Source organism: Chryseobacterium daecheongense (assembly GCF_003729955.1).
Lineage (GTDB): Bacteria > Bacteroidota > Bacteroidia > Flavobacteriales > Weeksellaceae > Chryseobacterium > Chryseobacterium daecheongense.
Genome location: NZ_RJTX01000002.1, coordinates 539,989 through 554,518, shown reverse-complemented (window position 1 = coordinate 554,518; position 14,530 = coordinate 539,989). Strand labels below are relative to the sequence as shown.

The 14,530-nt window shown below is 38.6% G+C and carries 18 protein-coding genes; all 18 read right to left on the bottom strand.

The window, feature by feature from the left end; translation table 11 throughout:
• Positions 1–41: 41 nt before the first annotated feature.
• The 18 genes from EGI05_RS11050 to EGI05_RS10965 all read right to left on the bottom strand — a co-directional run bounded on the left by EGI05_RS11050 (position 42) and on the right by EGI05_RS10965 (position 14,521).
• A complete protein-coding gene (locus EGI05_RS11050; RefSeq protein ID WP_123263089.1) occupies positions 42–482 on the bottom strand; it encodes a c-type cytochrome in 441 nt (146 codons plus the stop codon).
• A gap of 18 nt (positions 483–500) precedes the next feature.
• Positions 501–1,064 (bottom strand): SCO family protein, encoded by a 564-nt coding sequence (locus EGI05_RS11045; protein WP_123263088.1) that lies wholly within the window; start codon positions 1,062–1,064, stop codon positions 501–503.
• 16 nt (positions 1,065–1,080) lie between these two features.
• The gene (locus EGI05_RS11040; RefSeq protein ID WP_123263087.1) at positions 1,081–1,902 is read right to left on the bottom strand and encodes a formylglycine-generating enzyme family protein; all 822 of its coding nucleotides are present in this window, start codon (positions 1,900–1,902) and stop codon (positions 1,081–1,083) included.
• Positions 1,903–1,972: 70 nt separating this feature from the next.
• Complete coding sequence (gene nirK / locus EGI05_RS11035) at positions 1,973–3,007, bottom strand: copper-containing nitrite reductase (protein ID WP_123263086.1); 1,035 nt, start codon at positions 3,005–3,007, stop codon at positions 1,973–1,975.
• A gap of 122 nt (positions 3,008–3,129) precedes the next feature.
• Positions 3,130–3,561 carry an RrF2 family transcriptional regulator gene (locus EGI05_RS11030; protein WP_042721877.1) on the bottom strand — a complete coding sequence of 144 codons (432 nt, stop codon included), beginning with the start codon at positions 3,559–3,561 and terminating at the stop codon, positions 3,130–3,132.
• A gap of 79 nt (positions 3,562–3,640) precedes the next feature.
• Positions 3,641–4,597: a DUF438 domain-containing protein gene (locus tag EGI05_RS11025; RefSeq protein WP_042721876.1), complete on the bottom strand. Its 957-nt coding sequence runs from the start codon at positions 4,595–4,597 to the stop codon at positions 3,641–3,643.
• A gap of 115 nt (positions 4,598–4,712) precedes the next feature.
• The gene (moaCB, locus tag EGI05_RS11020) at positions 4,713–5,618 is read right to left on the bottom strand and encodes a bifunctional molybdenum cofactor biosynthesis protein MoaC/MoaB (RefSeq protein WP_123263085.1); all 906 of its coding nucleotides are present in this window, start codon (positions 5,616–5,618) and stop codon (positions 4,713–4,715) included.
• Positions 5,619–5,621: 3 nt separating this feature from the next.
• Positions 5,622–6,062 (bottom strand): molybdenum cofactor biosynthesis protein MoaE, encoded by a 441-nt coding sequence (locus EGI05_RS11015; RefSeq protein WP_123263084.1) that lies wholly within the window; start codon positions 6,060–6,062, stop codon positions 5,622–5,624.
• On the bottom strand, positions 6,049–7,143 hold the full coding sequence (locus EGI05_RS11010; RefSeq protein WP_123263083.1) for a ThiF family adenylyltransferase: 1,095 nt from the start codon (positions 7,141–7,143) through the stop codon (positions 6,049–6,051). The genes EGI05_RS11015 and EGI05_RS11010 overlap by 14 nt, the downstream gene beginning before the upstream one ends.
• 14 nt (positions 7,144–7,157) lie before the next feature.
• Entirely contained in the window at positions 7,158–7,391 is a 234-nt protein-coding gene (locus EGI05_RS11005) for a MoaD/ThiS family protein (protein WP_042721872.1), read from the bottom strand.
• Positions 7,381–7,971 carry a molybdenum cofactor guanylyltransferase gene (mobA, locus tag EGI05_RS11000; RefSeq protein WP_120231272.1) on the bottom strand — a complete coding sequence of 197 codons (591 nt, stop codon included), beginning with the start codon at positions 7,969–7,971 and terminating at the stop codon, positions 7,381–7,383. Before mobA ends, EGI05_RS11005 begins: the two co-directional genes overlap by 11 nt.
• Before the next feature lie 12 nt (positions 7,972–7,983).
• Positions 7,984–9,180, bottom strand: a complete 1,197-nt coding sequence (locus EGI05_RS10995; protein WP_123263389.1) for a molybdopterin molybdotransferase MoeA — start codon at positions 9,178–9,180, stop codon at positions 7,984–7,986.
• 15 nt (positions 9,181–9,195) lie between these two features.
• A complete protein-coding gene (locus tag EGI05_RS10990) occupies positions 9,196–9,798 on the bottom strand; it encodes a molybdopterin-dependent oxidoreductase (RefSeq protein WP_227942458.1) in 603 nt (200 codons plus the stop codon).
• Between the two features lie 82 nt (positions 9,799–9,880).
• Positions 9,881–10,879, bottom strand: coding sequence for a GTP 3',8-cyclase MoaA (gene moaA, locus EGI05_RS10985; protein WP_228428596.1), 999 nt, complete (start codon positions 10,877–10,879; stop codon positions 9,881–9,883).
• A complete protein-coding gene (locus EGI05_RS10980; protein WP_042721864.1) occupies positions 10,863–11,144 on the bottom strand; it encodes a DUF6755 family protein in 282 nt (93 codons plus the stop codon). The genes moaA and EGI05_RS10980 overlap by 17 nt, the downstream gene beginning before the upstream one ends.
• Positions 11,145–11,167: 23 nt before the next feature.
• Positions 11,168–11,689, bottom strand: a complete 522-nt coding sequence (locus tag EGI05_RS10975; RefSeq protein ID WP_123263081.1) for a QcrA and Rieske domain-containing protein — start codon at positions 11,687–11,689, stop codon at positions 11,168–11,170.
• Positions 11,690–11,699: 10 nt separating this feature from the next.
• Positions 11,700–12,275, bottom strand: a complete 576-nt coding sequence (locus tag EGI05_RS10970) for a 4Fe-4S dicluster domain-containing protein (protein WP_042721862.1) — start codon at positions 12,273–12,275, stop codon at positions 11,700–11,702.
• A gap of 14 nt (positions 12,276–12,289) precedes the next feature.
• The gene (locus EGI05_RS10965; protein WP_123263080.1) at positions 12,290–14,521 is read right to left on the bottom strand and encodes a molybdopterin oxidoreductase family protein; all 2,232 of its coding nucleotides are present in this window, start codon (positions 14,519–14,521) and stop codon (positions 12,290–12,292) included.
• Between the last annotated feature and the right edge of the window lie 9 nt (positions 14,522–14,530).

The window sequence follows — 14,530 nt, the reverse complement described above, 5'->3', positions numbered from 1 at the left end:
TTGTTTTAAAATTTTTTTGTTTTTTTTAAGGATTTATATTCTTATGATTTTTTTAATGAAAGAATATATTTTACCATTTTCTGTGCATTTTCTTTACTCATTCCGGCATGTGGTGTCATAGGAATATCTCCCCAAACGCCTTTACCTCCGTCAATGATTTTCTGTGCAAGCTGATCAATATCTGCTTCTGTATATTTAGCAGCCACTTCCTGATAAGCAGGACCTACTAACTTTGAGTCTAGCTTATGACAACCAAGGCAGTCTGTACCTTCCACCAATGATTTTCCTTCTGCAATTTCAGCTTCAGGACCGCTTGCTGCAGCTGTGGATGTAATCTCTGAAGAGTCTGCCGGTTTAGGTTCATCAAGCATTATATTGGATTCTGTAGCGTTTGTTGTATCTGTTGCTACTGTTTCTTTTTTGTCTGAACAAGCGGTGCTGCTAAGTGATAACAGTAATGCTGCTAATAATAATTTTTTCATTGTTAAATACTTTTCGGATTATAATTCTAATTGTTTTTTGATTTCTTTTACAAGGGCTTCATTATCATTTCCTAAGCCCTCTTTCTGGAAAGCGAGTATTCCTTCTTTAGAATAGACACTGATGATATTGGAGTGAGAAAATTCTATCGGTGAAATTTCTTTATACTTCACAGCCATGATATTAGCCAATTCCCTTGTTTCTGCTTCTGTACTTCGGATGAAAGTCCATTCATCATCCTTAAATTTATTGATTTCCATATAGGCTTTCATAACTTCCGGCGTGTCTGTTTCAGGATCAATAGAGATCAAAACATATTGGATGACATCACTGTCTACTTTTCCTACCATTTTAGAAATGTTTCTCATTTCATCAGCCAGTCTGGGGCAAGCCGTTTTGCATGAGGTAAAGATCATGGTGGTAACAATTACTTTTCCCTGGAAGTCGGAGAAGGTTATTTTACTTCCGTCCTGTTTTTCCCATTCAGAAGCCAGATTGTATATGGAATCAGGTTTCAAAGGTTCGTTTTTTTTGCTGCAGGAGAATAAAACCAGTGCCAACAAAAAATATAATAGACTTTTCATTTTATTTAAACTTTAATTAATCTTTCGCACATCTAAATCCAAGGTTGTTGAGACAGTAATCCGCTTTCAAGCTTCCTCTGAGTGCATACCGGACAAATGCCGCATAATTTCTGAGATCCGCTGATGTAACTGCCGCGCCTGCACAGAACATAGATTCGTTGGTGGTATTATCTTTTCTGGATTCCCCGCTCATCATCACCGAATTGAAATCATAGGTCCATTCCCACACCATTCCGTACATATCATAAACACCGTAATAATTAGGTTGTGAATGCTTTACAGGCTGTTTGCTTTTTTCTTTTTTCTGATAGGATTTCAATATAAATTCTGTAAACTCCGGCTTTTGGGAAGCATCTTTGGAATCTCTGTCCGCAAGTGCTGTATATTCCCATTCATCTATTGTCGGAAGTCTTTTCCCTACACTTTCGGCATACGCTTTTGCGGCATACCAGGAAACATTGGTGACAGGCGTTTCCGGACCTAAGTTTTCAGGAATTTCAAAATCGCTCTTCCAGTTTTTCAGATAGGTTGTATCTGCATATAGTCTTAGGATCTTACTTTTGGCCCATTGGGGATTTTTCTTCAGGAATTCGAGATATTCTCCATTGGTAACAGGACTTTCGTCAAGATAAAATGTTTTAACTTTTACGATTCTCCCTGAATCTTTACCAATAAAGGCTTTATACGTTCCCCCATCTATTTTTACCATTTTTTTTGAGCTGGAGACTTTGTTCGGATGGTGTTGAACGTGGGACTTCGTATCAGAAACATCGCGGTGACCGGAACAGGAAACCTGACTGATAACAATTATAAAAAATATTACTAATACACCTTTCATGATTTCCCTTTTTATAATCCCCAATGAGACCTAAGTAATAACACCCTTTCAACTATATATTTACTTTAATTTAATTTTTCTTATAAATGGCCGGATTTTCAGGACCCGTCACTTTTATTTTTCCCAAAGCTCCTTTATTGAATGCTCTGAAAATGGCATGGTCTACGATCACATATTCTCCCGGAACGGTTGCTTTAAATTCTACGATTGTAGCTCCTCCCGGTGGAATCAAAGTAGTTTGTACATCTTCATTGATCTTGCTTCCTCCTTCTATGTATACTTTGTCAAAGATCTCACCGATAACGTGGAAAGAAGAGGTAAGGTTGGGTCCTCCGTTTCCTACATAAAAACGAACTGTTTCTCCAACTTTAGCCTGAAGTTCCCCTTTACCTAGCAAAGCACCTGTATGTCCGTTGAACACTACATATTCAGGATGTTCTGCAATGGCTTTGTCCATATCAAATTCCTGTAATCCTTTATCCCCGAATTTTCCTTTGGTGTAGAAATCTCCTTGCATGATGTAAAACTCCTTGTCTACTTTCGGTAAACCTCCTTCCGGTTCGATAAGGATCAAACCGTACATTCCGTTGGCGATATGCATTCCTACAGGTGCTGTTGCACAATGATAGACATACAGTCCGGGATTCAAGGCTTTAAAATTGAATACTTTCTCTGTTCCTGGTGCTACAAATGTGGCTTCTGCTCCTCCTCCGGGACCGTTCACGGCATGAAGGTCTATGTTATGAGGAAAATTGCTGTTTTCATTGTTTTTAAGGTGAAGCTCGATCTCATCTCCTACTCTTGCGCGGATAAAACTACCGGGAACTGTTCCGTTGAATGTCCAGAAGTTATATTGCGTTCCATCTGCCAATTCACCGACTTTCTCAATAGTTTCCAGTCTTACGATAACTTTTTTGGCAGCTCTCTCTCCTACAGGAGCAGGTACATAAGGCGGAGCAACCAGTTTTTGTTCTTCTGATGAACCGTCTGTAGCTATTTTTTCGGTATCCACTGTTTTATCTGTGGCAGCGGATGGATTTTGTTTGCATGAATTCATACTGATGAACGCAGACAAAACGGCAGTGATGAAGATGGATTTTTTCATTTTGATTGGTTTACGTTTTTTGGCTTAAAATAATTTTATTCAATTTAACAAGATATAAATACCTTTTAGTATTTTATTTGTCACTGCTTAAAACTTGATTTTAATTGATTCTGATAAATATTTTATTTTTTTAAAAAAGTCAGTTTCAAATCTAAGTTCTTGACAAACATTCTGATCTTGGAGTTTTCCAGCATATCTCTTATTTCTTTACGGATATGTTTGAAATCATTATGGATAGGACAAGGATGATCTTCCGAGCATTCTCTGAGTCCTAAACCACAACCTGAAAAAAGTTTGTCTCCGTCTATCTCTCTTACAATATCTGCTATAGATTGCTCGAGGTTATTTTCATCCATATAAAAACCACCGTTGGGTCCTTTTGCAGATTGTACAAAACCTTTTCTGCTGAGTTCCTGTAGTATTTTGGCAATGAAATACTCCGGGGAATCTATTCCTGATGAAATATCTTTGATCCCTACTCTGCTTCCGTCCTTGGACTTCTGCGCGATGAAGATCAGTGCACGAATGGCGTATTCACAGGTTTTAGAAAACATTTGTTATTTTTATATTACAAAGATATATATTCGAATTTATATAAAAGAGTTTTTGGTATTTTATTTTTCATGATAATTATCACTCCCATTCCAAAAGTCTTCTTTCTCCCTCGATCTTTTTGATCCCCGAAATATCCTGAGACATTTCGATAACCCCTCGATAGTTCTTCTGTGCGTCTCTTACGGCAAAATATCGTACATAGATTAGCTTGTCACGATAATTGAACCAGAACGATGCTTCATTTTGCTCTCCTTTTCTGAAAGCTTCCAATATTTTCAGAACGGTATCCACACTTTTCGGAGGATGGCAAAAACGCACTTCTCTTCCGATAATTCCTGCACTTCTCGGGAAAACACGAATGTCTCCACGGTTATAGAAAATCACTCTGTCGTTTTCATCCACATAGGTAAGATCCAGCGGCAATGTTCTGAATAAAAGATTCACCTGTTCCACTGTCATATATCCTTCATCAAAGTGTGATGCATTTTCATCAAAACTAACATCGGTTCTTATGGTTTTATCTTCGGAAGGATGTACATACTGCTCTTCTTCCGGATATTTTGCGGGTGGCTGACTCAGCATCCAGCCGATTTCATCTTCGCCTTCTCTCATTTTTATCCATTCTTCATCGGTAAGGATCTCCATTGCATTCGGGAAGAGAACCATTTTTTCCACCTGCATCAGATTTCTTAAGTTCTGACCCGCATATTCTATGTTTTGTTTTGCGGAATCCAGATCTTTTTCTTCAATATTTTTTCTGATGATCCTGAAAATATCCCGGATCGTATCATGGAAAGACCACATATTTCTGGAAGGTCCGGTCCACCTTTTTTGCTCCAGAAAAGGAAACAGTTGATTTTCTTTTCGCTCAAATCTCCTCTCAACGGTTGACAAGTGGTTGAAAAGGTTATAAAATTTCTGAAATTCTTCCTTCGGATCTGTTTGAAGCAATTCTTCCAGTAATGTATCGATCAGCTCCTCTTCCACCAGATAAGTGTGAACGGGATGTCCTGCTTTTAATTGATTTTTATCCATTTTAGTTTTAATAGAATATTAATACCTTTTTATCTTTTATAGAACAAAGGTAAGATTTCAACTTCAATTAAAAGAGTTTTTTATCTTTTATTATACTGATTTTTATCAGCAATCTTTAATGCTTTCCGCCGTTCAGTATTTTATAGATGTGCAGAATCCCCGGGAATATAGAATCCATCGACTCTTCGGCTCCTTTTGTTGAGCCTGGAAGTGCGATCACCAGAGTATCACCGATCATCCCGGCAAGACTTCTCGATAACATCGAATAAGGAGTTCTTTGCTGACCATAATTTCTGATCGCTTCGGCAACTCCGGGAATTTCTCTGTCCAACAACGGACGAACAGCTTCGGGAGTGACATCTCGTTTCGAAAGCCCGGTTCCGCCTGTAATCATTACCAACGAGATTCCGTCTTCTGCATACAGCCTGATCTTGCTCTGGATCTCAGCAATTTCATCAGGAATAACCACATAATCATTAATGTTTACCTTATTTTTCTCAAGGGATGAAATAATGGCTTTTCCTGCTTTATCTTCTTTTTTACCTTCAAAAATACTGTCCGAACACACAATTACAGATGCTGTGATCCCTTCACCGGAATCTTTGATATCGGATTTTCCGCCTTTTTTCTCAAGCAGCCTGATGTTTTTGATCTCAATGTTTTTATCGATCGGTTTCAGCATATCATACATGGTAAGGGCAACGATTGAAGCGGAATGCATCGCCTCCACTTCTACCCCGGTTTTATAGATCGTATGAATTTCTGAAGTGATATGAATATCCAAATCCCTGATCTCAAACTGAATAGAGGTATATTCTATAGGAAGCGGATGACAGTCCGGAATAACATCACTCGTTTTTTTGGCTGCGAATAAGCCTGCTGTTTTGGACATTTCAAAAACATTTCCTTTCGGAACTTTTTGATTCACAATAGCATCGATCGTCTCCTGTGAACTGACGCTGACAACGGCTTCTGCAATAGCTTTCCTGAGTGTATTTGTTTTATGTGTGATATTAACCATACTTTATTGTTTATTTTCTTTCCAGGAGTGAGATTTATCCTCCAAAATTTCTTTTCCCCACAACGGAACTTCCTTTTTGATCCTGTCCACCATTTCGTCACATGCATTGATGGCTTCCTTACGATGTGGAGCTGAAGTAAACACAAAAAGACAGATCTCCCCCACTTTGATGTTTCCCAATGAATGATAGATGTGAGCGCAGGTAAGTCCGTATTTGGTTATGATCTCTTCACGGATTTCATGGGCTTTTTCCGATGCCATCTCCTGATAAGCTGTGAATTCTATAGATTCAACTTTCTTATCGTTGATTTTGTCTTCCCGAACCTGACCCAGGAATATGCTATGACCACCAATACTTGTTTTTACCGTGTGTTTAGCAATACTTTCGGCAACGAATGCAGGATCAATAGGACCTTCTATAAATATATTCTTAATTTTTTTCATGATAAACTGATTTTGCTCCGGTCGGGAAATGCCTGATCTCTTTTTCCGGAAAATAAGTTTTTGTGATCTCCACCGCTTTTTTGCTTCGGATTCCTGAGGCGCAAATGAAACAGATGTTTTGATAGGATTTTAATGATTGTAAATGTTGTTCAAGTGATGCCAATGGAATTTCCAGAGCGTTTAAAGCTTTCAATCTCGGTTGTTCTTCAGTTTCTCTTACATCAATAAGAACACTGTTTTTCTGATTCAGAAATTCTTCTAAAGCTGAATGCGAGCTGATGTCATCACCTTTATGGATATTACAGAATACATCATAATTGAAATTTTTGAATTCCTCTATGGTTTTCGGTCCTGATCTTTCTTTATTTTCAGTAAAAGTCATTTTCAGAGACTGGTAATTTTTGGTATTAAAGATCAGTAACTCATGTACCAAAACCTCATCTGAGCCGATCAGCAATTTGATGACTTCATTAGCCTGAAAAGTACCAATAACGGATGAATGGGACGGCAAAACTCCTGCTTCATTACAGTTCGGAACTTCATTAGGATTTGGCGGTATCGGAAAAAGATCCCGGTATTGTGTCACCGAATTTACTTTTTCAACATTGAAAACCGCCACTTGACCTTCATATCTGAAGATAGAAGCATACACCAAAGGTTTTTTCAAAAGAAAACAGGCATCATTCAATAAGTATCTTGTCGTAAAATTATCGGTACAATCTACGATCACATCAAAATTATGGATCAATGAAAGAACATTTTGTGTGGTGACCAGCTCCTGAAAAGCGACTATTTCGGTTTCAGAATTCATGGTATTCAAATGTTCGAGGGCTGCAACGACTTTTGGAGTTCCCACATCTTGCTCGTCATATAAAAGCTGACGGTGAAGATTGTGCAGATCTACTTTATCAGAATCTGCTATTCCTATCACTCCGATTCCTGAAGAGACCAAAATCTGGAGAACAGGGCATCCCAATCCGCCTGCTCCAACCACTAAAACTGATGAACGGGCAAGCTTTTCCTGTGCTTCAACCCCAAAATTCGGAAGTATAATCTGTCTGCTATATCTGTTTATATTCATGGTAATGTATTTTTTTAACCTCCTGAGTAGGGAGGTAATAATGCAATTTCTGCTTCACCTGAAATCAAGTGCTGGTTTTCTGCTTTCACTCCATTCACAACGACTAAAAAAGTGGTTTTCCCCAATTCAGGAAATTTTTCGAACAATTGCGATCTGAGTTCAGCAACACTGGCTGTATTGTGCAATGGAAGATCATATTCTTCTACTTTAAAGATGTCTGTGAGTTTGCCAAATATTTTAAGTTTCATCTGTCCTGATTTTAAGTAATTCTAATTTATTTATCATACGTTCTGCCTCCCAAAAGCTTTCCGGTGTATTGATATTCAAAAACTGTGGTCTAAAGGATTCATCATACTGAATATAATGAGCATCTTGCTGTTCCAGAAATCGGGTCATTCTCAGGCGGTCATTCTTAATTGAATTTGCTAAAACATCAAGAACCACATAAGGATAAATGCCTAAAACCGGATATACTTTACCTTCACATTCCGCGATACTGATCTTATTTTCTGCTCTTCTTTGAAGAATATCTTTCATCAATTCCGTAGAAACAAAAGGCATATCGCAGCTACATACGAAAATATCTTCCTGACAGTGCTCTAAAGCAGACCGAATTCCTTCCATAGGACCTTTTTGCTCATATCGATCCTTAATCACATTCATTGGAACAGGATCACCTGAACGGTTTCCGGAAATAAAAACCTCATCGAATACTTTCGCCAAATTATCCACAACATGTTGTATCATCGTTTTTCCACTCATCTTCATGAGGGCTTTATCCTGTCCCATTCGGGAACTTTTACCACCCGCTAAAACAACTGCTTTCATTTCTGATCATTTTCAAATCCTCCAGATCTTTATTTTTTCACCAGGATTTATTTCGGTTATATTTTCAGGAAATTCAACCAGACAGTTTGCCTGTGCCACAGAATTCATTTTGTATGATTCCTGACCATTGAGGATGTGCACTTTTCCCTGGGAATACCAAGCTTTTAAAAACTGTGTCTGCTCACTGCTTCTTTTCATTACGAAAGATTCTGAAACCGCCACATCCTGACTTTCATTAAGGTTCTTTCTTCCGAAACATCCCAATACAAACGGTTTTACATACTGATGGTAACAGGAAAATACAGATGCTGGATTTCCCGGTAACGCAAAAACAAATTTTTCGTTAAATTTCCCGAAGAATAAAGGTTTTCCTGGCTTTTGTCTTACTTTATAAAACAATTCCGTAACACCCAGTTTTTCCAGAGCAGGTTTTACATAATCATAATCTCCCACGGAAATTCCGCCTGTAATCAGTACAATATCTGCATTTTCAAAGGCTTCTTTAATCGCAGAAAAAGTTGTTTCTTGTCTGTCTTCGGCATGTTTTATGAAGGAAAATTGATGATTGATCTCCGCTAAAGCAGCCTGTAAAGTGTATGTATTGGAATTGTAAATTTCTCCATCGGATAAAGTTTTCCCAACTTCCACCAGTTCATTGCCGGTAAAAACAAGACCGATCTTTAACCGTTTATAAACCTTAACTTTTTCTATTCCAAATCCTGCCAGAAATCCGATCACTGAATGATTGATAAATGTGTTCTTTTCCACAATCACAGTTCCTTTCTCGGTTTGTGAAGCTTTGAGACGGATATGGTCCCCTTTTTTAATTTCATCTGTACTACATTGGATATAATCTCCGTTGCGGACTACTTTTTCCTGCATCACCACAGTATCTATACTTTCCGGAACCTTTGCCCCGGTAAAGATCCGTACAGCTTCTCCTTTACCTAAAATAGGGTCATTTGTTGAAATTCCTGCAGGAATTGTATTGGTAACTTTTAATTTGGTAGAATCTTTCAGATCATCAAAACGAAATCCATACCCATCCATCGCAGAATTATCGAAAGACGGCACATCTAAGGTCGCCATGATAGGTTCTGCCGTATAAAAACCCAAAGCTTCCAACAGAGGCAATATCATATTCTCTGTCGGGAAAATATGGTTCTCTATGATTTCTCTGGCTTCAGAAACACTTATGTATTGATTCATTCTGATCATGCCTTGCTATTGCACTCTTGTTACTTCTATGCTTTTCAGCCATTTTACGTGACGAGGACCCGTTTTGGTATCAGACAGACTCACGAGGATCATTTCGCCTTTTTCTTTCAGGGGGTTTCCGTTCTGTTCAAATACTACATACACTTTATCTCCAGTAGGGTTATTGAACAATTCTGCCCATGAAAAGGTAGCTTTGTAATCATCTGAAGCTCTTGCAACAATGTAGAAATTCCTGTCTGTGTGATCCTTCTGTGCAATTTTTGCCTTTTCCACAATTTCTGTAAGCAGAACACCTTTAGTAGATTCTATATGACTTTTGGATATCCCTGACTGACAGACAATATCAAAATCTTTAATTTCCTTTACATTCATTTTTTTCAAAGAATCTACAGTGAGTGTCAAGGGCTTAACGACATCTCCCATTACGGTTATCTCTTTGTTTACATAGATCCAGTCATCATCATCGTGCTTATGATTTTCTTTTTCCGAAATGTTTTCTGAAATATGAGCCATACTTTGCACTTCAGGTTTTGCTGCTTCAGGTTTACTGCATTGCAACATTGGGTAGGTCATCGCTACCACCCAAATGAATTTTAAAAATTTTCTCACGGTTTGATTTATTAGTGTTTAAAATGATTACAGTTTTTTAGTTATTATTAATTTTTGTTTTTATTTTTTTCCAAATATAAAACTACCCGCCGATTTTTATCATACTCCGATTAACAATTGATTGATTTTTTACACTTCCCATTTCAGAAAACTGTCCACCTTTCTCTTTATGCTTTCTGGTGATGCCTAATTGAATCAGTTCCAGAAGGTCTTCTTCGTTTCTGAAAGCCTTCAGCAAATCAAATTCATCCGCTCCGAAAAGACAGTTTTTTATTTTCCCATCTGAAGTGATCCTGATTCGGTTACAGCCAGCACAGAAAGCATTGCTCATGGTAGAGATCAGTCCGAAAACTCCTTTGCTTTCTTCACTAATCCGGTATTTTCTGGATGTATCATTTTTCTGATCCGTTATTTTTTCTAACGTAAAGTGCTGTGAAACCAAATCAAGCATTTCCGCGACCGGAATCACTTTTGCTTTTTCCCAAGAATTTCCGGTGAATGGCATAAATTCTATAAACCTCAACTCCATCGGATAATGATGGGATAAGGCAATGAATTCCGGGATCTCATCATCATTGAAACCCCGCATTACCACCATATTCAGTTTTACATTAAACCCTCTTCTGATGCTTTCTTTGATATTGTCCCAAACGGGTTGAAACAGGTCTCTTTTGGTAATGTATTTAAACTTTTCGCGATCCAGAGAATCAATACTGATATTGAGATTTTTAACGTTACATTCTTCCAGCGCATCAAAATACTTATGAAGCAAAACCCCATTGGTTGTAACTCCTGTATTGACATTTAACTTGGAAATCTGTCGGATGATATTTTCAAAATCATGTCTTACCAAAGGTTCTCCCCCTGTGATTCTGATCTTGTTAATCCCATAATGATGAACAAAAACCCTTGCAATTTCGAAAATTTCGCGGCTGCTCATCAGTTCTACGGATGATGTACTTTTGAACGGTTCATCGGGCATACAGTATAGACATCTGAAATTACAGTTGTCCGTAATGGAAAGCCTCAAGTAATCGTGTTTTCTGCCAAAAGAATCAAGCAAATCAATAGGCATTGTCATTCTCCTCTTCTGATTTTTTAATCTGTCCTGTAGGAATATCCGGTACATATCTCAAAAAGAAAAGTGTACACAGAAATATAATCACTGATCCAATTGCCGAATAGGCTGCAAAGTCCAGGTTTTCTTTATCCAAAGCCTTGTTGATCGTTCCAAACAAAAGCCACATTTGCAGACTTACCAGCAGAATATAGACGCTGATAATGGCAACAAGCATTTCATTGATTCTGAATGTTACTTTTTTAATGGGTTTCTTTCGTACTGACATCTCGGTAATTTTTTGTGTTGAACTTATCCGTGGCTTTCTTCGGTTTCTTTTTCAAAATCCGTCACATATATTTTGTCCTCTTTGATCACGACCTTTAACTGCGGAAGCGGTCTCGGTGGCGGTCCTTGAATAACAGATCCGTCATCCGGATTGAAAAACCCGTGGTGACAAGGGCATTCGATCAGCTGTTCATTATGATTGTATAGCACAGAACATGACAAATGGGTACATTTTTGTTCAAAAACTTTCCATGTATCTTCTGCGAGACGGATAAGCATATAGGGATTACGATGATCTTCATTGATATAGAACGTTCTCATTCCTCCCACCTGTAGATCGGTCGTTAATCCTATAAAATAGGGTTTTATTTCTTTCTCTTTTCTGAAAAAATTAAACACTGGAACGGCTACATTGGCAAATGCCAAAGTGCCTGAGAAAAAAGTGATCAGTTTGATGAATTCTTTTCTGGAAACATATGCTGCCTCACGTTTTTTAATAGGAAAATCGGCTTTCCAGGCGGGGATTTTTTTATGATTTTCTGACATGTTAGTATGATTAAAAAACTTTTAATTCTTCGCTGCCTTTCGGCATCATTATATTTACTTTTGTATTTACGACTTCTTTCCCGAAAATAAAGCGGTTCACAGGTGTGCTGTTCGGTCTTTTCTTCGCTACATTCTCTCTGGTATCAAAGGTTAAGGCCCCACTGGGACAAACTGTTGCACACATAGGTTTAAGACCCGTACTGGTCCTGTCGTAGCACATATTGCACTTCATCATTAGCATCGCACTTTGATCCGGAATCTGCGGAACTCCGAACGGACAACCAATAACACAATTCGCACATCCGATACATTTTGATGTATCTGCGGTATGCACAATACCATATTCATCTTTTGTAATAGCATCTGCGGGACATACATTCGCACAAATGGGATCTTCACAATGCATACACACCTGCACGGTGGTCTGAACAGTTTCTGCCCTGTCTACATAATGAATATGAATCATCGAGGTTTCTCCGTTAGTCTCACATTCTGCACAAGCCATCTCACACGAGTGACAGCCGATGCAGCGCTGCATATCAACGAAGAATTCCATATCATTAAATTTTTCAAACTGTTCCGCCATAATCTTTTTAAAATTTAATATTGAATATCTCTACTTTGGTTAGCCAATTCTTTTGAATTTTCTCCTTTTTTACGCCCTGTTTTCTCCAATTTGCAGGCACAAACTTTAAATTCCGGTATCTTTGAAACAGGATCTAAAGCATCAATGGTCAACTGATTGACAGAATTCACACCGCCCCAGTGATAGGGTATGAAAACAGTATCTTCCCTGATTGTTTCCACCACATTTGCAGGGAACAAGGCACTTCCCCTTCGGGTAGACACTTTGATCAGGTCATTTTCCTGAATGCCATATTGTGCAGCCAATTTAGGATGGATCTCAAGTAATGGTTCTGGATAAATATCTACCAGCTTTCCAATTCTTCTTGTCTGTGAACCACTTAAATACTGACTTACTACTCTTCCTGTTGTCAATACAATCGGATATTCTTCATCCGGCTCCTCCATTGGTTTTTTGTATGGAGTCGGATTAAAATGTGCTTTTTTATCATTTGTATTGAATTGTCTATCTTCCCAAAGTCTTGGAGTTCCGGGATGTTCTTCACTAGGGCAAGGCCAGAAAATTCCCAGATTTCTTTCTATTCTTACATACGTGATTCCGTAATAGTCTGCCGCACTGCCTTTGGAAGCTCTTCTAAGTTCATTGAAGGTTTCTTCGCTGTTTTTATAGCTGAATTTATCGCCTTCACCTAATCTTCGTGCCAGTTCCATAATGATTTCGCTGTCACGCTTAGCTTTTCCCGGAGGATCTACCACAGCTCTAATTCTAATCACTCTTCCTTCTGCCGATGTAGTGGTTCCTTCTTCTTCTTCCTGCAAGGAGCCTGCAAGAATTATATTGGCGTGACGTAAGGTTTCTGATAAAAAGAAATCGATTCCTGCATAGAATTCCAGTTTTTCCAGTGCTGCACGAACGTTATTGTTATTCGGTAAGGAAACCAATGGATTGAAACATATCGATAATAAACCTTTGATCTCTCCACGATTGATGGCTTCAATGATCTCATAAGCACTCAGGCCTTTTCCCGGTATATCTTCTTCTTTGATGCCCCAAATATCAGCAACAAATCTTCTGTGTTCTGGATTTTCAATGTCTCTGTTTCCGGGAAGCTGATCACATTTATGACCATGCTCTCTTCCACCCTGCCCATTTCCTTGTCCTGTAATCGTTCCGTAACCGCAATACGGTTTCCCGATCCTTCCGGTTGCCAACACCAGATTGATACAGCTGGAAACATTCTGAACACCTTTAGAGTGATGTTCTATCCCACGGGCATGCATCAAAAAACTGGTTTTAGCTTTTCCCCACATTTCTGCAGCTTTGTAGATCAGTTCTGCAGGAACACCGGTTACTTCTTCTCCCCATTCCAGAGTACAGTCTTTCACGGCTTCAGCAGCTTCTTCAAATCCTGAAGTGTAATTATTGATAAAATCATGGTCGAGCCAACTGTTATCAATTAAAACTTTCAGCATAGTATTGGTAAGTGCTGAATCTGTTCCCGGTTTAATTGGCAAATGGATATCTGCAGTTCTTGCAATCGGGATCTGACGCGGATCTATCACTATTAATTTTGCTCCGTTATCGCGGGCTTCCCAGATTTTATGTGTTAAAACAGGAAAACATTCACTTACATTGGCTCCAGTAATGATGATTACTTCTGCATGAGCCAGATCAGCCCAACTGTTGGAAGATCTATCCATCCCAAAAGCTTTTTTATTTCCTGCTCCGGCACTCACCATACAAAGGCGGCCATTATAGTCAAGGTTGGCAGTTTTCAGAGCGACACGGGCAAATTTCCCTATCATATAGCTTTTCTCGTTGGTAAGGGATACCCCGGAAAGCATAGCAAAAGAATTTTTTCCATATTGTTCCTGGATTCTTCTAATCTCTTTCACCACTACGTCATACGCTTCATCCCATTCGATCGGAACAAAACCTTTTCCATCCACTCTTTTGTAAGGTGAAAGCAAACGATCGGGGTGATTGTCCTGCATATATCGCTGAACTCCTTTCGGGCAAAGTCTTCCTTCATTGAACGGAAAATCATTCCAGGGTTCAAAGCCAACAACTTTTTTGTCTTTTACTTTTAGTTGAATTCCACACTGCAAACCGCAAAAACAACAATGCGTTTTTATCAATGCATCGGGATTTTGTGGATTTGATCGTACAGTTCCTTTGTTAGGATAGTGTTGATGTGGGCCAAATATATTGATGATCTCGTCAGCTGATACGGGTAATTTTGCCATTTTATTCTA